Source organism: Streptomyces sp. NPDC037301, from assembly GCF_055602785.1.
In genome coordinates, this window is sequence record NZ_JBVJWD010000008.1 from 53,020 (window position 1) to 72,125 (window position 19,106).

At 69.1% G+C, this 19,106-nt stretch carries 18 protein-coding genes and 1 pseudogene; 6 read left to right on the forward strand and 13 right to left on the reverse strand.

Annotation, left to right across the window (positions count from 1 at the left end; all coding sequences use genetic code 11):
- Positions 1 to 102 precede the first annotated feature (102 nt).
- On the forward strand, positions 103 to 852 hold the full coding sequence (locus ACZ7IB_RS15505; RefSeq protein ID WP_470912981.1) for a serine hydrolase: 750 nt from the start codon (positions 103 to 105) through the stop codon (positions 850 to 852).
- A 19-nt stretch (positions 853 to 871) separates the two neighbouring features.
- On the opposite strand, the gene ACZ7IB_RS15510 is transcribed toward ACZ7IB_RS15505, so the two are convergent.
- The 4 genes from ACZ7IB_RS15510 to ACZ7IB_RS15525 form a co-directional block, all read right to left on the reverse strand.
- Entirely contained in the window at positions 872 to 1,795 is a 924-nt protein-coding gene (locus tag ACZ7IB_RS15510; protein WP_266364394.1) for a LysR family transcriptional regulator, read from the reverse strand.
- Between the two features lie 9 nt (positions 1,796 to 1,804).
- Entirely contained in the window at positions 1,805 to 3,148 is a 1,344-nt protein-coding gene (gene lysA, locus ACZ7IB_RS15515) for a diaminopimelate decarboxylase (RefSeq protein ID WP_470912982.1), read from the reverse strand.
- 154 nt (positions 3,149 to 3,302) lie between these two features.
- Positions 3,303 to 4,091 (reverse strand): SDR family NAD(P)-dependent oxidoreductase, encoded by a 789-nt coding sequence (locus ACZ7IB_RS15520; protein ID WP_470912983.1) that lies wholly within the window; start codon positions 4,089 to 4,091, stop codon positions 3,303 to 3,305.
- A gap of 180 nt (positions 4,092 to 4,271) precedes the next feature.
- Positions 4,272 to 5,525, reverse strand: a complete 1,254-nt coding sequence (locus ACZ7IB_RS15525; protein WP_470912984.1) for an ROK family transcriptional regulator — start codon at positions 5,523 to 5,525, stop codon at positions 4,272 to 4,274.
- Between the two features lie 192 nt (positions 5,526 to 5,717).
- On the opposite strand from ACZ7IB_RS15525, the gene ACZ7IB_RS15530 reads away from it, so the two are divergent.
- Positions 5,718 to 7,949, forward strand: coding sequence for an alpha-N-acetylglucosaminidase (locus ACZ7IB_RS15530; protein ID WP_470912985.1), 2,232 nt, complete (start codon positions 5,718 to 5,720; stop codon positions 7,947 to 7,949).
- Between the two features lie 258 nt (positions 7,950 to 8,207).
- On the opposite strand, the pseudogene ACZ7IB_RS15535 reads toward ACZ7IB_RS15530, so the two are convergent.
- The 4 genes and pseudogenes from ACZ7IB_RS15535 to ACZ7IB_RS15550 form a co-directional block, all read right to left on the reverse strand.
- Positions 8,208 to 9,071, reverse strand: a pseudogene (locus tag ACZ7IB_RS15535) (carbohydrate kinase family protein); the annotation flags it as partial.
- Positions 9,072 to 9,375: 304 nt separating this feature from the next.
- Positions 9,376 to 10,035: a hypothetical protein gene (locus ACZ7IB_RS15540; RefSeq protein WP_470912986.1), complete on the reverse strand. Its 660-nt coding sequence runs from the start codon at positions 10,033 to 10,035 to the stop codon at positions 9,376 to 9,378.
- A 63-nt stretch (positions 10,036 to 10,098) separates the two neighbouring features.
- Positions 10,099 to 10,542, reverse strand: a complete 444-nt coding sequence (locus ACZ7IB_RS15545) for a hypothetical protein (RefSeq protein ID WP_470912987.1) — start codon at positions 10,540 to 10,542, stop codon at positions 10,099 to 10,101.
- Between the two features lie 10 nt (positions 10,543 to 10,552).
- The gene (locus ACZ7IB_RS15550) at positions 10,553 to 10,762 is read right to left on the reverse strand and encodes a hypothetical protein (protein WP_470912988.1); all 210 of its coding nucleotides are present in this window, start codon (positions 10,760 to 10,762) and stop codon (positions 10,553 to 10,555) included.
- Positions 10,763 to 10,870: 108 nt separating this feature from the next.
- On the opposite strand from ACZ7IB_RS15550, the gene ACZ7IB_RS15555 reads away from it, so the two are divergent.
- Both ACZ7IB_RS15555 and ACZ7IB_RS15560 read left to right on the forward strand, forming a co-directional pair.
- On the forward strand, positions 10,871 to 11,419 hold the full coding sequence (locus ACZ7IB_RS15555; protein WP_470912989.1) for an AAA family ATPase: 549 nt from the start codon (positions 10,871 to 10,873) through the stop codon (positions 11,417 to 11,419).
- Positions 11,416 to 11,664, forward strand: a complete 249-nt coding sequence (locus tag ACZ7IB_RS15560; RefSeq protein ID WP_470912990.1) for a hypothetical protein — start codon at positions 11,416 to 11,418, stop codon at positions 11,662 to 11,664. Before ACZ7IB_RS15555 ends, ACZ7IB_RS15560 begins: the two co-directional genes overlap by 4 nt.
- 114 nt (positions 11,665 to 11,778) lie before the next feature.
- On the opposite strand, the gene ACZ7IB_RS15565 is transcribed toward ACZ7IB_RS15560, so the two are convergent.
- Positions 11,779 to 13,287, reverse strand: a complete 1,509-nt coding sequence (locus tag ACZ7IB_RS15565; protein WP_470912991.1) for a glutamate synthase subunit beta — start codon at positions 13,285 to 13,287, stop codon at positions 11,779 to 11,781.
- Positions 13,288 to 13,917: 630 nt separating this feature from the next.
- Here ACZ7IB_RS15565 and ACZ7IB_RS15570 point away from each other — a divergent pair.
- A complete protein-coding gene (locus tag ACZ7IB_RS15570) occupies positions 13,918 to 14,106 on the forward strand; it encodes a hypothetical protein (protein ID WP_470912992.1) in 189 nt (62 codons plus the stop codon).
- A gap of 81 nt (positions 14,107 to 14,187) precedes the next feature.
- Entirely contained in the window at positions 14,188 to 15,396 is a 1,209-nt protein-coding gene (locus tag ACZ7IB_RS15575; protein ID WP_470912993.1) for an MFS transporter, read from the forward strand.
- Between the two features lie 126 nt (positions 15,397 to 15,522).
- On the opposite strand, the gene ACZ7IB_RS15580 is transcribed toward ACZ7IB_RS15575, so the two are convergent.
- From ACZ7IB_RS15580 to ACZ7IB_RS15595, 4 genes are read right to left on the reverse strand one after another with little or no spacing between them, the layout of a single operon-like run.
- Positions 15,523 to 16,764 carry a cytochrome P450 family protein gene (locus tag ACZ7IB_RS15580; RefSeq protein WP_470912994.1) on the reverse strand — a complete coding sequence of 414 codons (1,242 nt, stop codon included), beginning with the start codon at positions 16,762 to 16,764 and terminating at the stop codon, positions 15,523 to 15,525.
- A complete protein-coding gene (locus tag ACZ7IB_RS15585) occupies positions 16,761 to 17,735 on the reverse strand; it encodes an amidohydrolase family protein (RefSeq protein ID WP_470912995.1) in 975 nt (324 codons plus the stop codon). The genes ACZ7IB_RS15580 and ACZ7IB_RS15585 overlap by 4 nt, the downstream gene beginning before the upstream one ends.
- The gene (locus ACZ7IB_RS15590; protein ID WP_470912996.1) at positions 17,732 to 18,619 is read right to left on the reverse strand and encodes an NAD(P)-dependent oxidoreductase; all 888 of its coding nucleotides are present in this window, start codon (positions 18,617 to 18,619) and stop codon (positions 17,732 to 17,734) included. The genes ACZ7IB_RS15585 and ACZ7IB_RS15590 overlap by 4 nt, the downstream gene beginning before the upstream one ends.
- Positions 18,616 to 18,954, reverse strand: a complete 339-nt coding sequence (locus tag ACZ7IB_RS15595) for an antibiotic biosynthesis monooxygenase family protein (protein ID WP_470912997.1) — start codon at positions 18,952 to 18,954, stop codon at positions 18,616 to 18,618. The genes ACZ7IB_RS15590 and ACZ7IB_RS15595 overlap by 4 nt, the downstream gene beginning before the upstream one ends.
- Positions 18,955 to 19,106 lie beyond the last annotated feature (152 nt).

Genomic DNA, 19,106 nt, shown 5'->3' on the forward strand with positions numbered 1-19,106 from the left:
TATCCGATCGTTCTCCCCCGTTTCGCAGCGCCCCCGCGTCGCTCGCCCCTCCCCCCCCCCCCCCTCCCCTCCCCCCCCCCCCCCCCCGACCCCCCCGAGACGGTGGGGGTCGACGACCGCACCGTGCTGCCGGTCGCGTCCGCCTCGAAGCTGCTGCTGCTCGCCGAGGTCTCACGCCGACTGGACACCGGGGAGCTGATGGCCGACCGTCCCGTCGAAGTCCTCGACGAGGACATGGCGGACGGCACCGGGCTGCTGCGCCGGATGAGCAGGCGCGGATGGACCGTCGAGGATCTGGCCTGGCTGACCGCTTCGGTCAGCGACAACACCGCCACCAACGCGCTCGTGCGCCTGGTGGGGCGCGAGTCCACGGCCCGGCTGGCGGAGGAACTCGGGCTCGACCGCCTCACACTGCACGACAAGGTCCGTGACATCCGGGGCCCTGATGTACCGCCCGTCTTCGCCACCGGAACCGCCCGGGACCTGGCACAGCTGGTGACACATGCGGTACACGGCACGATGAGCTCCCCGGCAGCCTCCGCGCGGTTGCTGGAGTGGATGCGCGCCAACACCGACCACGGTCTGGTCCCCGCCCTGGTGGATCACGACCCGTACGCCCCCGGCTTCCCGAACCCCTTGCCCGACGGGCTTCTGGTGGCCAACAAGACCGGTACCGACACCGGGGTCCGCGCCGATGCCGGTGTCATCGTCGGTGCGCGCCGGCTGGCGTACGCGGTGGTGGCCCACTGGGACCCGGCGCTGGGCCCCAGCACGCAGCGGGCCGCGGTGCACGCCATCCGGGACGTCGGCCGCACCCTCGCGGCCTGTGCCCGACGCCGCGCCGCCGAATGAGAGCGGCACGCCCCGCCGGTCAGGACCACTGCATCTCCAGCAGCGACCGGATCTCCTCGGCGGCCGACCGCAGCTCCGCGAGGAAGATCCGCAGCAGCGGGTTGCGGTTGGTGGGCCGGGTGGCGACCCCGATCCGCCGGTGCAGTCGGGGATGGTCCAGTCGGCAGACGTGCACACCCGTGGTGTCGCCGAGCCCGAGGGCCGGGACGAGCGCGATACCCATGCCCGCGCGGGCCAGGTTGATCGTGACCTGGTAGTGATCGCTGCGGCAGCGGACCCGCGGCCGGAACCCCTCGGCCGCACATGCGCGTTCCAGGACCGGTTCGCCGGTGTGGCCACCGTGCGTACCGATCCAGCTCTCCCCCTCCAGAGCGGCGAGCCGGACCGCGGTGCGCCGACCGAGGCGGTGCCGCAACGGGAGGACCACCAGCTGCGGCTCGTCGAAGAACATCTCCACGTCCACGGCCGCCTGCCGGCACCAGGGATCCAGCGGATGTTCGAAGACGACCGCCGCATCCAGCCGGCCCGCCTCCAGATCGGGAACCAGCTCGTGCGGCTGCCCCAGGATCAGCTCCAGCTCGACCTGGGGCCGCTCGGCTGCGAAGGCCGACAGCGCCCGAGGAAGCAGCTCCAGGCCCGAGGAAGCGAAGAAGCCCAGCCGCAGTACCCCGGCGTCACCTTCGGAGTGCGCCCGCAGATCGTCCTGTGCGACAGCCATCAGGTCGGCGACAGCCTGTGCGTGCTCGGCCAGTCGCACACCGGCCGCTGTCAGCCGCAGGCTCTGCGGCTGACGTTCCACCAACGCCACCGCGAGTTCCTGCTCCAGGCGGGCGAGTTGATGCGAGACGGCGGACGGGCTCAGATGCAGCGCCTGGGCCGCGGCCACGATGGTGCCCGTGCGGGCTATTTCCAGCAGGACGAGCAGTCGGGCACTGTTCAGCATCGGGTCAGGTTAGGCCGTGCCGACGCACTGCGCCGCCCCGGCATCCGATCGTACGGTCGCCGGCGGCCCGGCGGGCTCGTCCACGTCCAGGCGCAGCAGGTCCTCCTCGGTCTCCCGGCGCACCACGGTGCGGGCACGGCCATCGGCCACGAAGACGACTGCGGGGCGCGGCAGCTTGTTGTAGTTGGACGCCATGGCATATCCGTATGCGCCCGTGACCGGCGTGGCCAGGAGGTCACCCACCGCGACCTCGGCCGGCAGGGCGGCGTCGTCGACGATCACGTCGCCGCTCTCGCAGTGTTTGCCGACCAGCCGTGCCCGCAGCGGTCGCGGGGCGCGGGGGCGACCCGGCAGGAACACCTCGTAGCGACTGCCGTACAGGGCGGGGCGCAGATTGTCGCTCATCCCGCCGTCGACGCTGACGTATGTCCGCACGCCCTCGATCCGCTTGATCGTGCCCACCCGGTACAGGGTGAGCCCGGCGCGGGCGGCGATGGACCGGCCGGGCTCCACTGTCACGTCGCCGCCCCAGCCCGCATCGCGCACCGCGGTGCGCACCCGGGCCGCCCAGTCGGCGAACGAGGGTACGGTCTGCCCCGCCTCGTACGCGACTCCGAGGCCGCCGCCGACGGTGAGCCGGTGCACCCCTGCCTCCGCGGCGAACCGTGCGACGGCCGCGGCTCCTGCCGCGAGCTCCGCCGTGTCCAGCACCTGGGAGCCCACATGCGCGTGGACGCCCTCCAGGATCATGGCCGGGGAGCCGGCGGCCCGCCGCACGGCGGCTGCGGCGGCTGCGCCGACGAGGCCGAAGCCGAACTTCGAGTCGTTGCCACCGGTCCGGATCGCCTCGTGTGCGCCTGCGGCGACACCGGGCGCCACCCTCAACTGGACCCGGGCGGGCGGCAGTTGCTCCTCGGCGTGCAGGAACTCGATGCGGTCCATCTCGTCGAAGCTGTCGACCACCACGTGCCGCACCCCGGCTGACATGGCCGTGCGCAGCTCCGCCTCGTCCTTGTTGTTGCCGTGCAGCACGATCCGTCCGGCCGGAACACCCGCGTGCAGCGCCACCCGCAGCTCGCCGCCGGAGGCGACATCGAGCAACAGTCCCTCCTCATGGGCCAGGCGGGCCATGGCCGTGCACAGGAATGCCTTGGATGCGTAGGCGACGTTGTCCTGGCCGAAGGCCGCGACCGCCTCCCGGCAGCGTCGGCGCAGGTGCTCCTCGTCGTACACGAAGAGTGGTGTTCCCCAACGCTGTGCCAGTTCGGTGAGCAGGACGCCTCCGACGGCGAGCCCTTCCGGGCGGATCTCGGAAGTGAAGGGCAGCAGACCCGTTTCGATGGCTGACGACATGATTCCTCCCCCGTAGGCCGGTTCTCCGCCATCCTGCGGCCTGCACGAGGGGTCACAAAAGCGCATTCTTCTGTGGCTGAGCCTCGCTGTTTTCGATGCTCGAGCCGCGTCGACGGTCGTGGGAAGGGCTCCTCGTACCGGGCCGGGACTCCCGTCACAAGGTCGTGATCAGTCCTCCGTCGATGACGAAGTCCGATCCGGTGGCGTTGCCCGAACGGCCGCTCGCCAGCAGCAGTACCAGATCGGCGACTTCTTCCGGCCGGGTGAACCTACCGGTCACTGCTTGGGCCGCGAACTCCTGGGCGACGGTGTCCGGTGCGGTGCCGTCGGTCGCTGCGACGGTGGCCGCGATGCCTGCCTCCCCCAGCCAGAGATCCGTGGCGACGGGTCCGGGGCTGACGGTGTTCACCCGTACCCCGTGCGGGCCGGCCTCCTTGGACAGGGCCTTGCAGAAGTTGGTCAGGGCAGCCTTGCTCGCGCAGTAGTCGATGACCCAGGGGTCGGGCAGAAAGGCGCTGACCGAGCTGACCGTGACGATGGAGCCCGAGCCGCCCTTGATCAGGTGTGGCAGCGCGGCGCGCGTGGTGCGGACCGCGGTGAGGAAGTTGACCGTCATCGCCCACATCCAGTCGTCGTCGCCGACGGACAGGAAACCGCCCGCTCGCGGACGTACGGCCCCGACGTTGTTGACCAGGATGTCCAGCCCGCCGAACCTGGCGACCGCTTCCGCCACCGGTTCTGCGGAGCCGTCGGGCTCGGTGAGGTCCGCCTGCACGAAGTGGACGTCCTTGCGCGCCGCCAGCTCGGACAGGGGTTCGGTGGGGGTGCGGGAGGCGGCGACCACACACGCGCCCTCGTTGGCGAGCGCCTGTGTCACGGCAAGGCCGATGCCCCTGCCCGCGCCGGTGACCAAGGCCACTTTGCCTGTCAGGTGCAGATCCATCACGGCCTCCTAGCTCCAACGGACGGCACCGACGACGGCGAGTCCGGGCGCGCCATGAGGCACGACGGACTCATCGTTTCCGGTGTCGGCAGTGATGGCGCGGTGCGGACAGCAGCGGAGTGACGCAGGCCCACCGTCCGGGTGACACCGCCTGTTGAGACGGGTCCGCCCCCCTCGCTGCTACGTGACACCTTGGTGCATTGTTGTCACGCGTTCTTCAGCAACATCCAGGGCATGGCGCACCGCACCCATCGCAACGGCTCGTTCGCCGAGCACCGATGCGTTCAGCTCGACCGGCACCAGGGTGTGCGATCGCAGATGCCTGCGCACAGGGCCCAGCAGGGTATCCCCCGCTCGCGACACCCCGCCGCCGATGACGACCCTGCCCGGATCGAGGACAAGGAGAAGTACGGCGAGCCCTCGGGCAAACCGGGCGGCCACGCGCTCCACCACCTCGACGGCGGCCCGGTCGCCCGCTTCCGCCGCTGCGAAGAGCGGTGCGATGTCATGGGCGTCGCCCACGGGAGCGCCGGCCTCCAGGGCCAGCCGGTGAATGGCCTCGGCGCCGACCAGCCGCTCGAACGGCCCCATGCCGTCGGCCGGGCGCGGTACGGGACGGGTGTCGGGATCACCGACGAGGTCGACGAAGCCCAGTTCACCGGCGGCGGCCGAATTGCCCCGGTAGGGCCTGCCGTTGATGACGATGCCGGTACCGATACGCCGCCCCCACTGAACGAAGACCAGGCAGTCGGTACGCACACCGGCGTCGGCGCCGCTGCCCGCTCCGGCGGGGACCGCGGCTCCGCGCCAACGCTCGGCGAGCACCGCGAGGTTGACGTCGTTGTCGATGGACACCGGGCAGTGCAACCAGTCGCGCAGCAGCGAAACAGCGGGCAGCCCGGCCCAGTCGGGAATGCTGGGAGCGAGCAGCACCTCGCCCCGCTCGCGGTCGACGATGCCCGGAGTGCCGGCACTCACCGCCCACAGGCTCGACAACGGCACGCCCGCCTCGGCCACTGCCGCCGTCAGTGCGGCGCGGACGGTGGCGAAGAGCTGTGGCCCGGCCACTCCCCTGTCCACGGCTGCACGATGGGTGGCCAGCACCTGACCTGCCAGGTCCGCGATCACCACCAGCACCTTGTGCGGACCGATGTCGACCCCGGCGACATGTCCCGACTCGGCGCGGAACCTGGCGTACTGGGCGGGACGGCCGAGCTGCTGCGGTCCGGCAGCCGCGGTGAACTCCACCAGGCCGCAGTCCCTCAGCTCGGTCAGAGCCCTGGTCACCGCGGGCCGTGACAGTCCCGTGAGCGATGCGAGGTCGGTGACGCGGGCGGTGGGGGTGTCCCCCTCCCGCAGTGCGGCCAGCACCGCGGCTACATTCATCCGGCGCAGGACGTGCGGCCCGGTGGCCGCTGCTTTCCGGACTGGCATGTGCGTCAACTCCCTTGCCCGACCGCCCTGTCGGCACTGTACCCAGCGCTTCGAGAACCCGGGCTGTCGGCGCTCTTGACGACCATGGCGCATCCCGCTCATATTAACGAATGCTCCGTTAGTAAGTCAGATGCATGTCCGCACCATGTCCTCGACAAGCCCCCGCATCCCTTCATCGGACGAGGTCAAACCTTGAGAAGCCTCAGATCCTGGATCGTCGCCTGCACTGCCGCCCTCGCTGTGCTGGCCACGGTGCTGAGCACTCCTGCCGCTCCCGCGGAAGCCACCCCCAGCGACAGGCCCGCCTTCGCCCCCGGGCCGGCGGAGTCGGCACTGCGCCGCCTCCTCCCCCGGCACGCCGGGCAGTTCGACCTCGTGCCGGTGAGCCGTCCCGCATCCGGTGACTACTTCGCCGTCTCCGGGACCACGGGTCATGTGCGCATCCAGGGCACCAGCCCCGCCGTGCTCCTCAGCGGCGTCAACTGGTACCTCAAGTACACGGCCGAGGTGGACATCGGCTGGCCGGGCGACAGCACGTCGAAGCTCCCGAAGAAGCTCCCGGCACCCGTCGGCACGGTCCGCCAGGACGCCTCGGTGCCGCACCGGTTCGCCCTCAACGACACGGACGACGGCTACTCCGGTGCGTACCGGAACTGGGCTTCGTACGAGAAGCAGATCGATGTCCTCGCGCTGCACGGCGTCAACGAGGTGTTCGTGCAGATGGGCGCGGATGCCGTGTACTACGACACCTTCCAGGAGTTCGGATACGCGAAGAAGGAGCTCACGTCCTGGATTCCGGGCCCGGCGCACCAGCCGTGGTGGCTGATGCAGAACATGTCCGGGTTCGGCGGCCCGGTCACCGAGAGGCTGCTGGATCAGCGCGCCGCGCTCGGCCGCAGGATCGCCGACCGGCTGCGCCGACTCGGCATGACGCCGGTCCTGCCCGGCTATTACGGCACGGTCCCGCCCGGGTTCACGGACCACAACCCCACCGGCCCCGTGGTCCCGCAGGGCGGCTGGGTCGGTTTCGAACGGCCGGACTGGCTGGACCCGCGCAGCGAGATGTTCCCGAAGGTCGCAGAGGCCTTCTACCGTCACCAGCGCAAGCTGTTCGGCGACTCCGCCATGTACAAGATGGATCTGCTGCACGAAGGCGGCAGGCCGGGCAATGTGCCCGTCGGGGACGCGGCCAAGGCCGTCATGAACGCCCTGCAGACCGCGCACCCGGGTGCCACCTGGGTCCTGCTCGGCTGGCAGAACAACCCCTCCACGCAGCTCATCGACGCGGTCGACAAGAGCAAGCTCTTCATCGTCGACGGACTCGCAGACCGCTACAACGGCCTGGACCGCGAGGCCGCCTGGCACGGCGCACCCTATGCCTTCGGGACCATCCCCAACTTCGGCGGCCACACCACGATCGGGGCCAACACCGGGGTCTGGACAGCCCGGTTCAATGAGTGGCGTACGAAGCCGAACAGCGCGCTTCAGGGAATCGCGTACCTGCCGGAAGGCACCGGCGGCAACCCCGTCGCGTACGAACTCTTCACCGAACTCGCCTGGCGCACCGCCCCGCTGGACCACTCGGCCTGGTTCGCCGACTATGCCGAACGCCGTTACGGCGGCGCCGACCCGCACTCCGCCAAGGCGTGGGAGCTGCTGCGGACCGGCCCCTACAGCACCCCGTCCGGTACCTGGAGCGAGTCCCAGGACAGCCTCTTCACCGCACGCCCCGGGCTGACCGTCACCACGGCGGCCAGCTGGAGCCCGTCGTCCATGCGATACGACGCGACGACGGTGCAGCAGGCGCTCACGGAGCTGCTCCAAGTCGCCCCCGATCTGCGGAAGTCGGATGCGTACCGCTTCGATGTGGTGGATGTGGCCCGACAGGCCCTGGCCAACCGCAGCCGTACGCTGCTGCCGCAGATCAAGTCCGCGTACGAGGGGAAGGACCTCGCCCTGTACCGGCAGCGGACCACGGAGTGGAAGCAGGACCTCGCCCTGCTCGACCGGCTGCTGGCCACCGACCGGCGGTTCATGCTGGGGCCCTGGCTCAAGGACGCCAAGTCCTGGGGCAGCACCGATGCCGAGCGGTCCGCCGCGGAATTCGACGCCCGCTCGGTCCTCACCACCTGGGGCCATCGGTCCGGCAGCGAGTCCGGCGGGCTGCGCGACTACGCGAACCGCGAATGGTCGGGCCTCGTCTCCGACTTCTACGCCAAGCGCTGGACGCTCTACCTGGACTCCCTCGACACGGCCCTGGTCACCGGGCAGCCGCCCGCCGCGATCGACTGGTTCGAGCGGGACAACGCCTGGAACCTGGAGCTCAAGAGCTACCCGGTGAAGCCCACGGGCGACCCGGTGGCGCTGGCCGAAACTGTACGCGCATCCCTTCCGGCGCCTGTCGCTGCGACTGCCGGTGACTGATTGGCCGGCCCCATGACGTCATCGGCATTCGAGACCATCGCCCCCGACTCCGTCGTCCACCTCGACCGCCCTGCCGCGACCGACCTGGGTCGCGCCTGCAAGAGCCGCATGCTCGACGAACTCGGACTCCGGCCCGGCCACACAGTGCTCGGCCTCGGCTGCTGCCCCGGCGCCGATCTCGGCGCGCTCGCCGAGGCCGTCACCGCGGCAGGCGAGGTGATCGCTGTCGACCTTCCTGCTCCGGACCTGATCCGGCGCCAGAAGGGCCTCCTGGGTTATGAGGGCGGTGGAACCCGGAGCCGTGCAGGCATGGGCGCCCGCCACCGCGCCCAGGCGGGCGCATTCCAGGGCGTCCCGGCCCGCGAGTCTCCCGTAGAGGAAGCCGCAGACGAAGGCATCACCCGCGCCGTTGGAATCCACCACCGGCGCGGGCGGAACGGTCGCCGGAATGTGGTGCGGGACCGAGCCGCCGTCCCGGGTGAGGACGTAGGAGCCGTCTGCGCCCGCCGTGACGACGACGGTGTCCGCGCGGCCCTCGCGGAGGATCTCCCGCATCAGGGCGGTGGCGTCCTGGCCCGCGCCCGCCGCGCTGAGGAAGACGAGGTCGGAGCGGAGCGCGAACTCCCGGTGGTGGTCGGCAAGTCCGTCCCAGTCGTGCAGATCCGTGGAGACGGGGACACCGAGATCCTCGATGTCGTCGTAGAGGAAGCGCGCGAAATTCATGATGGAGAGGTGGACGTGGCGGGTGCGCCGCAGCCGGGGAAGGTAGAAGTCCCGGGGCATCCGCAGATCCGCCGGGTCGCGGGCATCGTAGAAGGACATCCGGCGTCCGGTCGCGTCCACCAGGTTGACCGCGCGGCGGGTGCCCGCCGTCGAGATCAGCGGGGCGAACTCCACATCCCCCTCGGCCAGCCGCTCACGCACCTGCGCGCCCGTCCAGTCGTCGCCGATGCAGTCGAGCAGCGCGACCTTCAGTCCGAGCGCCCGGGTACCGAGGGCCACATTCCCTCCGGTGTGGCCGGGCCACTCCTCGATCGGCCCGACGTGGACCGAGTCGGCGAGCGGTACCGGCAGGGAGCCGACGCGGACAATGGTGTCCACCCCGCTGCCTCCGACCACCAAGACGTCGTACTCCGTGTGCTGTTGGATCACCGTTCCGCCTCTCTGTTCCCGCCACGGGCCAGTATGGCGTGGCTACGAAACGCGGTTCGGCTCGTCGCACCCGGACTCCATGGACGTCGCACCCGTCCGAGGCCGACGGCGTGCGCCACCTGGGACCTACTGACGCGCTCTGGTCAAGCTTGGAAGCGTGGTCTATTCCTGTCCACATGGATGGTGTGTTGTGGCTCGTCCTGAGCGCCAGCGGGCTCCTGGTCAGTACACGACTGAGTACGTTTACTGGTACGCGACGGACGGCCCGGGCCGCCTACGGCTGACTCGGCGCCGTCGGCGCGTCCTGCAGCGCTGGGGACGAGTCGTCCGCGCCGCCGAGCGTCGTGCTGCCCGTCATCGCATGCAGCAGCTCCCGGGCGGCTGACCGCACGCCTTCGTCGGCACCGTCGCCTCCGCTCCCCTCTCCGTCCATAACCTGACCGAGTATTTCGAAGAACATCGCTCCTCGGACCAGGTGGTATATCCGGGGCGGCATGATCACGGCCATCTCGTCCATGACCTTGATGAAGTTCTCCATGAACTGAGAATCGTCTTCTTCGAGCCAAGGGATCTGGTCCTCGGGAAAGCCCATGTCCTTGAGCTCCTCGTGCTCCTTGACGAGGTTCAAGTCGCGCGCCTTGCCCACCCAGCGCCTGGCCGTCGCCTCGGAGCCTCCGAAGCGCTCCATAACCGTCTTCGTGGGGTGCTTGCCGAAGAGAACCACGAGGTTATAGACGATCGCTGTCTGGAAGACCTGTTCCTCTTGGCGACTCATACCTTGCCGGGGCAGGGCCCTGATCCTCCGCTCGGCGAAGACCGCACCGCGCTTGTCCCAGGCCACATCGAAGGCTCCCCGCACGTCCTCGCGAAGCTGCTTCGGAGTAGCAGCCACCATGGCGGGCTTGATGTCGGCCTCGCCCGCCGTGCTGATCACCCTCCATGACCGCCTCGCCCGCCGCCAATACCGCTCCTTGAGGAGGCGAGGCACGAATCGGTCTCAGTCCGGCAAGGTTGCCAGTGCTTCGCGCAACTCATCGGTTGAGTACCCAGTGCGTAGGGAAATCTCCCGGGGACTGTGAGCATGGAGGACCCAGCGCGCAGCGGGGGCCCACCACTGCGCGACGCTCGCGGGAACGGTGACGGTCATGTGGGCGGGCGCCGCCCGAGTGTGGTTGTCTCCGTCGCGGGCAAGAGCTGGTGCGGCGTCCGATTCGGGCAGCGTCGTCGAGAAGACAAGTGTCAAACGGTGAGCTTCCCCATGCTCTTTGGACTGCCGACGAGCGCTCCTGAGCCGTGACAGCAGATCTTTCAGTTCTTCGGCATCGCATCCGAAACCCTGCAGTCTCTCAGCGGGGAACTCATTGAGTTCGCGTGTCAGGAAGTAAAGCCTCGTGAACTCCGAGTGGGAGAGACTGACGCTGCGGCTGGTTTGCTCGGACATACCGCTCCTCTTATTCCAGGTCCTCGAAGTAGGAGTATCCCTCCTTGGGGGTGAACACGGTGCCCCCGTCACCGTCCACGATGACCACGGCCTCCTTGTCCGGGTCCCAGAAGGCCTCTCGACCATTTCGCAGTCCGTATTTCGGTTCGATTTTGGGTATGCGCTCGTTGATCACTCCGTCGACGTAGAACTTCAGGGCCTTGGGGTCGACTCCTCGCACGTAGTGCGTTCCGTTGCCGTCGGGGCGGAGCGCTTCACCGTTGGCGTGGTCCGCACGCGATGAGGCGAATGCCGCGTGAGCCGACCGACGTCCACTGAGGCTCCATGGATGGTTCTGATTGGCCCGGCCGGCACCGGTAAGACCACTCTCGGCCAAGAGGTCGCGGCGAGGACGCAAAGACCGTTCGTCGATCTGGACGCCGTTGCGGACGGGTACTGCGCGGAGGTGGGATGGAGCATCGCCAAACTCCGCGAGCGCATCGCCGCCGTCGGACGTCTCGTGGCCGAAGCCGAGTGGGAACCAGCCCGAACACACGCCGTGGCACGTGCTGTCGCCGACCACCCCGGAGCCGGCATCGCACTGGGCGCAGGCCATACCAACTACACCAATGACCAGCAGCTGGCTGCGGTCCGAACCGCACTGAGCTGCTGTCCAGCGTCAGGTGGGGTCGGCGGGTGGCGACCTTTGCGAATGTCCATCATGGCGCAATTATCGACGCGAGGGTGCGGGCGCGCGCCAGTGCGCCATCGGTCGGATGCAGGTGATCCCGCTTCCGCCATGACCGTGTGCCGGTTCCCGCATCCTCTTCGAGTACAGCGTGGCGGCATCAGTGTCCCGGATCTGATCGGCTGTGCCGGGGCGGTTACGGTTCGATGAATGAGACCGCAGCGAGCGGTGCACAGGTTCTGGCGTATCCGGCGGATCGCGGCATTGACGATCAAGGGGACCGGGTCGGCCAATTCACGGAGCGGGGCGTGTGCGAGATGATTTCGACCCTGGATCCGGCAGCACTGGGAGAGCAGATCGGCAGAGCGATCGGCGCCGACCGAAGAAAGACAGTGGCGCCGCCCTCCAATGGTCTCGCGCGGCTGACCGACCGTATTGCTCAGCTCGCCCATTGAGGAAAACGCGTCGCTGTCGGTGGGCAGGATTTCGCCCTCGATCTCTCGTGCTCTCGTGCTCTCGTGCTCTCGTGACAGGTAATCCTCAGGCCGGCAATGCTGTGCTGGAGGCGCTCAGGCGACCAGAGGCCGGTCCTGTGGAGCGATGGGCGCCAAAAGCGCCGTGGAGCCGTTCAGGTAGCGGTCCGTTGCGGCCGCGGCGGACCGTCCCTCTGCGATGGCCCACACCACGAGGGACTGGCCACGTCCCGCGTCACCTGCGATGAACAACCCGCCGGTCCCGGCGCGGGCTGTCCGCTCGGCCGGCTTTGCCGTTTCGGCCGCGAAGGCAGCATTCCGGGCGAAGTTTCCCCGGTCGTCCAGCGTGAGTCCGAGCTGCCGCATCAGGCCGGTGTCCCGTTCGGGACCGAAGAAGCCGAGGGCGAGCAGGACCAGATTCGCCGGGATCACATGCTCCGTCTCCAGCCGCGGCCTTCTGCCCTCGGGCTCCACTTCCACCAGGCGCAGCGCGCGCACTTTGCCGGACGGGTCCCCTTCGAAGCTGAGAGTGGCGGAGGAGAAGACTCTCGGATCCGCGCCCTCTCGCCCCCGGGCCTCTTCATGCGCATGGGATATCCGATAGACCTTCGGATACACGGGCCAGGGCTCGGTGTTCCGCCGGGTGTCACCGGGCTCCGGATTGATGTCCAACTGCACGACGGAGGCGGCGCCCTGACGCATGACGGTGCCCAGACAGTCCGAGCCGGTGTCCCCGCCGCCGATGATCACCACGTGTTTGCCCTCGGCCGTGACTACAGGCACATCGTGGTCGGCCTCCGCGACCCTGTTGGCGAGGGTCAGGTAGTCCATGGCCTGGTGGATGCCGCAAAGCTCACGGCCCGGGACGGGCAGTTCCCGTTGCCCCGTGGCTCCGACGGCGATGACGACCGCGTCGTGTCGCTCTGCGAGCTCGGTGGCGTCGAGATCGCTGCCGACGTCCACACATGTGCGGAACATGGTGCCCTCCGCCCGCATCTGCTCGATACGGCGGTCCAGGTGGCACTTCTCCAGCTTGAACGCGGGGATGCCGTAGCGCAGCAGCCCGCCGATGCGGTCGGCGCGCTCGTAGACGGCGACGGTGTGACCGGAGCGCGTGAGTTGTTGTGCTGCCGCCAGTCCCGCGGGGCCGGAGCCGATGACGGCGACGGTCTTGCCGCTCAGCCGCCCGGGCGGCTGCGGCGTCGCGTATCCGCGCGCCCAGATCTGGTCGGCGATCGCCTGTTCGACATTCTTGATCGTCACCGGATCGGCATTGATGGTGAGCACGCAGGCGTCCTCACACGGCGCCGGGCACAGCCGCCCGGTGAACTCCGGGAAGTTGTTCGTCGCGTGCAGTCGCTCGGCCGCTGCCCACCAGTCGCCCTTCCTCGCATACGCGTTCCACTCGGGGATGAGATTTCCCAGCGGGCACCCGCTGTGGCAGAACGGTATGCCGCAGTCCATGCAACGCCCCGCCTGCTCGGACACGAGCGGAAGGCGCGCCTGCCCCGCGTAGACCTCGTTCCAGTCGCTCAGCCGGTCCTGGACGGGGCGCGCCGGGACGGGCCGGCGGGGTGTCTTGAGGAAGCCGTAGGGGTCGGTCATGTGCCGCCTCCGTCGCTCACTCGCGGTACACAGGCGTTACGGCCAGACTACGCCTGCATTCCGCTACGACGACCTGCTCGGTGCAGCGGTTTCAGCGCAAGCCGGGGGGTGCCGCGGACAGGTTGTCGATCACTGGTCGAAGGCGAGCCGTTCTGTCGGCGGAGCGGACTCCTTCCGCTTCTGTCTTGCCCGGGTGTCGCCTGTACGGGTGGTGCATCCCTGGCCACGGTCGTAGCGTCGATTCAGGAACAACTGCGGAAAGAACGGCGCCACCGCCACCGACGAGTGCTTCTGGCGCGCAGACCGCAGCGCGCGGAACGAGTGAGGCGTACCCGCGGGGTCGCCCGGGCTCGAAAGAGAGGCAGCTGGGGAGCTGATATGCAAAGAGACAAGTTCAGAACAGCGGTCATGCTCTGTGCTGCCACAGCGCTCGCGGCAGCAGCAGTACCAGCGTCCGCATCCGCAGGGTCACCCGCGCCCGCCCGTGCAGTGGTCGTCGACTGTTTCTCGAATTCGCAAGTACGTCCCGGCGACTTCTTGCTCGCCTGCGGCGATGGCAACAACCACCTCATCGGACTTCGATGGTCCGCTTGGGGACACACGTCCGCTGTGGGCAGAGGACTCGACGCGGTGAATGACTGTCAGCCCTACTGTGCCGCAGGCAGGTTCCACTCCTACCCCGTCATCGTCAGGCTCGACCGCCCGGATTCCTGGAAGAAGCACCCTGAGCTGAAACGCTTCACACGGCTGCAACTCACCTACACCGACGGCAGGCCGTCGCAGACGCCGCGGAACGTGACCTACAAACTCTGGGACTGACGATCCAGACGTCCCTCGGTCCGCCTCGCCACCTCGTGCCGTGTGCCTCTCCAGTGGGCGGCCACTCATAGGGTGACGTACGTGATCGTTCGCGAGGGCGCGGTGAACGCAGGCGATGGCCGGCGGCCGGGCTATCCGGCTGCGGCAGTGGTTTTCGCCATCGGGATGGCCGGAACAACCCTGCCCACACCGTTGTACGGGCTCTACCAGGAACAGATCGGGTTCTCCGAGCTGGTGGTGACCGTTGTGTTCGCCGTGTATGCCATTGCGGTCATCACCGTGCTTCTGGTGGCGGGCAACTACTCCGACGAGGTCGGCCGCAGACCGGTGCTCCTGTGCGCCATGGCTTTGTCGGCCGCGAGTGCCGGCTGCTTCCTCCTGCAGAGCGGTCTGCCTCTGCTCTTCGCGGGGCGGCTGTTGTCCGGCTGCGCGGCCGGCTTGCTGAGCGGTGCGGCGACAGCGGCCGTCATCGAGCTGGCCGGTCCGGGGCAGAAGGCGCGGGCCGGGTTCGCCGCCACCGCGGCGAACATGGGTGGTCTGGGCTGCGGGCCGCTGCTCTCCGGCCTCCTCGCGCAGTACACGCCCTGGCCGCTGATGCTGCCGTTCTGGGTACACCTGGGGCTGGTGGCTGTGGCCTGTGGGGTCACCTGGTTCCTGCCGGAGACCGTGGCGGAGCCGAAGCGATGGCCTCCTCTGACGCCGCAGGGAGTCAGGGTGCCTCCCGAGGTGAAGGGTGTGTTCACGCCCGCCTCGCTGGCGGCGTTCGCCGGCTTCGCACTTCTCGGGCTGTTCACGGCGGTCGCGCCGAGTTTCGCCTCGCAGACGCTGGGTGTGCGCAACCTGGCTGTTTCGGGCGCCGTTGTGTTCTCCGTGTTCCTTGCTTCGACCATCGGGCAGTCCTTGACACAACGGATCGGCGCGCGCCTCGCGCTCCCCGTGGGGTGCGGCATCCTCGTTGTGGGCCTGCTGCTTGTGGCGTCATCGCTGATCGCCGAGTCCATGCTCCTGCTGGTCCTGGGTGCCCTGTGCGGTGGCGCCGGCCAGGGACTGGCCTTTCGCGCGGCACTCACCCTGGTCAGCGGCGCGGCCCCGGCACAGCATCGTGGCGGCACGATTTCGGCGTTCTTCGTCGTCGCCTACGCCGGGATCTCGGTGCCGGTGGTGGGGGTCGGTGCCATGGCCACATGGCTCGGGCTGCGCCAAGCCGGACTGATCTTCGCGGGCTGTGTGATGCTGCTGGCGGCGGGCGCGGGAACGTACGCTGCGCGCAGGCCGCCGGCGGAGGCGTAAACGGTCACGACGACGGTCGGGACGTCTGACAGCCACCGCATCCGGAATCGATGCCCCGAGGCGTCCGGGCCGCCCCGGGGTCTCCGAGGCGGCCCGGACAGGATGCCGGTGTCTTCCCACTGTGGGTCACGGCGCGACAGGTTTGAGCACGACAGGCAGCTCCGCGAGGCCGCGGAAGGCCGGGAACGGAACCTCCATCCAGGGCGCCTCACGCGCGGGGTCCGCCAGAGCCGCCCTCGGGAAACGGCTGAACAGACCCGAGAGAGCGAGTTGCACCTCCAGTCTGGCCAGAGGCGCTCCCAGGCAGTAGTGGATGCCGTGCCCGAACCCCAGATGGGCACGTTGCGCAGCCGGTCGCTTCACATCGAACTCGTCCGGAGAGTCGAATTTCAGCGGGTCGCGGTTGGCCGAACTGAGCGCGATCTGAACCAGGGAGCCCTTCGGAATCCGCGCCCCGGCGATCTGCACGTCCTCGGTCGCGAAGCGGAACGTCGCGCTCTCCACCGAGCCGTCGTAGCGCAGCAGTTCTTCCACTGCCTGTCCGACCAGCTCCGGGTTCTCCTGCACGGCACGGAGCTGCGCAGGATGGGTGAGGAGATGGTGGACGGCGTTGCCGATGAGGTAGGCGGTTGTCTTGTGACCCGCGAACATCAGCAGAAACGCGGTCGAGATCAGCTCCTGCTCGGTGAGCCCGCCGTTTTCGTCCTGGGCAGCGGTGAGCGCGCTGAGCAGGTCAGCACCCGGGCGGCTGCGCTTGCGCGCGAGGAGATCCGCGAAGTACGCGTGCAGGTTCTCCTCCGCTTTCTGCTGCGCCTGCTTGGATTCCTTGCTGAATCCTGTCTGCGCCACCGTGGTGGACAGGCCTTGCAGCTCCGACCGTTCGTCCGGCGGCACGCCGAGCAGTTCACAGATCACGATGATCGGCAGCGGGAACGCGAACGCGGGCAGCAGGTCGACCGGTTCGCGGGTCGCACAGTTGTCCAGCAGCGTGTCGGCGATGTCCTGGATCCGCGGCCGCAGCGACTCCACGCGACGCGCGGTGAACGTGGAGCTGACGAGCTTGCGCAGCCGGGTGTGCTTGGGCGGGTCGGAGTTGAGCATGTGGTCGTCCAGAGCCACGGACGAGTCACCGAAGATCCTCCGGTAGGCGTCCATGGCCCCGTACATGTCCTTGCTGAGCCGCGGATCCGCCAGGGCCGCCCTCGCGTCCTCGTACCGCGTGATCAGGTACGTGTCGATGCCGTGCGGCGGCCGCATGGGGCAGACGGGTGCCGTGTCCCTGAGGCTCGCGTAGACCGGGTGCGGGTTCCGTCGGAACTCGGGGGTGCACCGCTCGGCTGCGGCGACCGGATCGTCCACTGTGGTCACGGACGGCTCCTGAGGTCGAAGAGGGCCTCGGCGTTGCCGCCGAGAATGAGCTGCTGGGACGCCTTGTCGATCGGCAGCTTCTCGATCATGTGCATGAACTCCTCCAGGGGCACGGACATCGGCGGCGAGTCGGTGCCGAACAGCATCCGCTCCGGCCCCAGCACCTCCGCGTTGAGGCCCAGGTGCGCCGGGCTGAATGTGCTGGTGTCGACATACATGCGCTGGAGTGCGCCGCCCGGGTCGGCCGACGGCGCGGCGGAGGATGGAGCCGGGGACGAGGACGGCGCCGGCGGCTTGCCCCCGCCCCAGTGCCGGGGACGCGCCGCTGTCTGCAGGCGTTCCGGCAGCAGCGCCAGCGCACCGCCGCCGGTGGCACCGATCAGCCGCAGGCCCGGATATTTGTCCAGCCACCCCGCGAACGCGATCATGGCCATGCCCATGGTGACGTCGCCGAACCGGCCGATCTGCTCGACGAAGCCGAAGTTGTCGACCCGGTCCGTGCCGATCGGTTCGGCCGGGGCGTGCACCAGGACCGGCACTCCCGTCTCGGCGGCCAGCGCGAAGAAGGAGTCGGCTCGCGGAGAGCCGAGCAGTTCGCCGTGGACGCTGGAGGTGGTGATCAGGCCGACGAAGGCGGGATCCGCCAGCGTCTCCCGGACTCCTTCCAGGTGATCGTCGTCGCCGAACGGGTTGGCGTACACGTACCCGCGCAGCTGGTCCGGGAAGGTGGCGATCAGGCCCGACATCCAGGCGTGGAAGCTTCGGAGCCGGTCCCGTGGTTGCGAGTAGTTGTCGACGCCCGGAACCCGCGCCATGGCGCCCGCGCCGACCGGGCTGCCGATGATGGTGAGGTCGATGCCGGCCTGGTCGCGGGCGGCCAGCATTCCGTCGACGTCGGTCAGGCTGGGAGGCATGGGGAAGCTTCGGGCGGCCTCCGGTGGGGACAGATGTCCGTGGATGTCGATGATCACGTCTGAGTTCCTGGGGTCGGTGTGAGTGCGTGGGCGACCGCGACACAGTCCTCGTCCCCGTGTCCCTGGTCGATGGCGTGGACGTGGGTCTGTGCGGCCGCGGCGACGAGAGGGAGCCGCAGCCCGGCCGCAGCGGCCTGGTCCGCGGCGAGCAGGAGGTCCTTGGCCATCAGGCTCAGCCGGAAGTCGGGCTTGTCGAAGCGCCCGGCTGCCAGCCGCTTGGACTTGAACGACATGACGGGCGAGGCGAAGCCGCTGCCGGCGATCGTGCCGAGGACGAGTTGCCGGTCGAGTCCGGTTGCGGCCGCCAGTTCGACGGCCTCGGCCAGTGCCTGCACCTCGATGCCCATCAGCAGGTTGAGGAGCAGCTTCATCCGCATGCCGGAACCGAGTTCGCCGAGGTGGACGACCTGCTTGCCCAGCAGTTCGAGCAGCGGGCGCCCGGCGGTGAAGACCCGTTCCTCGCCGCCGACGAACAGCCGCAGCTCACCGCTGCGGGCGTGCTCCCGGTTCCCGAGCATGCCGACGTCCAGAACGGAGTGCATGTCCCCGGTGAGGCGGACGACCTCTTCGGGGGCGACCGTGCTCGCGCAGACCAGGGCGCCGGGGTACGGGCCCCCGGTCATGATTCCGTCCGGCCCGTGCAGTACGGCGGCGAGGGCTTCGCCGTCGGTCACGGTGCAGATGGCGGCGCTCGTGCCCTCGACGGCATCGGCCGGGTGGGCTGCGGCGACGGCGCCGGCCCGGGCGAGCGGTTCGGTCCGCCCCGCGGTGCGGTTCCAGACACGCACCTGTACGCCCTGCTCAAGAAGGCGCGTGGCCAGGCCGGTGCCCATGGTGCCGAGCCCCAGGACGGCGACGGGGCCGGTGGTGGGGTGCATCATGCTTTCACCCCCACGGTCTCCTGAATGACCCGGTATCGCAGCGACTGGGTCTGGTCGACCCAGACGCGCAGCGGGGCCAGCAGTGCGCGATGGTCCTCGCCCTGCTGCCAGGCGAAGAAGTGATCGGGCGTCTCCCACTCGCTGGTGATCACCCACTGGCGGGAATCATCGATGGGTTCGCCGAGCCGGTCGATGATGTGTCCCGGGACGCTGGCGACGGACTTCCGTATCCCCTCGTACGCCTCCAGAAACCCCTGCTCACCGCCCTCGATGACGTGGACCGTGTACACCACGGAAAGCCTGTCGGCCGAGCGGCCGTTCTGCTCAGCGCGCATGTCTCCTCCTGAGGGCTGAGATCTGTCAGAGCACGACTCCCACAGACTCACGGCCCCCGTGGCCACGCAACTCCGGCGTGGCCACAGCCCAATGGAGAGAAGGCAGCCCCCACGTTTGCCGACGCGGTCGGGTGAGATCGGCAGGGGCCTGC

Coding starts and splice junctions, on each gene's coding strand:
- ACZ7IB_RS15520 (WP_470912983.1), bottom strand. CDS start 4,091: ATGGATCTGCACCTGACAGGCAAAGTGGCCTTGGTCACCGGCGCGGGC.
- ACZ7IB_RS15565 (WP_470912991.1), bottom strand. CDS start 13,287: ATGACCGACCCCTACGGCTTCCTCAAGACACCCCGCCGGCCCGTCCCG.
- lysA (WP_470912982.1), bottom strand. CDS start 3,148: ATGTCGTCAGCCATCGAAACGGGTCTGCTGCCCTTCACTTCCGAGATC.
- ACZ7IB_RS15555 (WP_470912989.1), top strand. CDS start 10,871: ATGGTTCTGATTGGCCCGGCCGGCACCGGTAAGACCACTCTCGGCCAA.
- ACZ7IB_RS15560 (WP_470912990.1), top strand. CDS start 11,416: ATGAATGAGACCGCAGCGAGCGGTGCACAGGTTCTGGCGTATCCGGCG.
- ACZ7IB_RS15545 (WP_470912987.1), bottom strand. CDS start 10,542: ATGTCCGAGCAAACCAGCCGCAGCGTCAGTCTCTCCCACTCGGAGTTC.
- ACZ7IB_RS15510 (WP_266364394.1), bottom strand. CDS start 1,795: ATGCTGAACAGTGCCCGACTGCTCGTCCTGCTGGAAATAGCCCGCACG.
- ACZ7IB_RS15525 (WP_470912984.1), bottom strand. CDS start 5,525: ATGCCAGTCCGGAAAGCAGCGGCCACCGGGCCGCACGTCCTGCGCCGG.
- ACZ7IB_RS15595 (WP_470912997.1), bottom strand. CDS start 18,954: ATGCGCGCTGAGCAGAACGGCCGCTCGGCCGACAGGCTTTCCGTGGTG.
- ACZ7IB_RS15590 (WP_470912996.1), bottom strand. CDS start 18,619: ATGATGCACCCCACCACCGGCCCCGTCGCCGTCCTGGGGCTCGGCACC.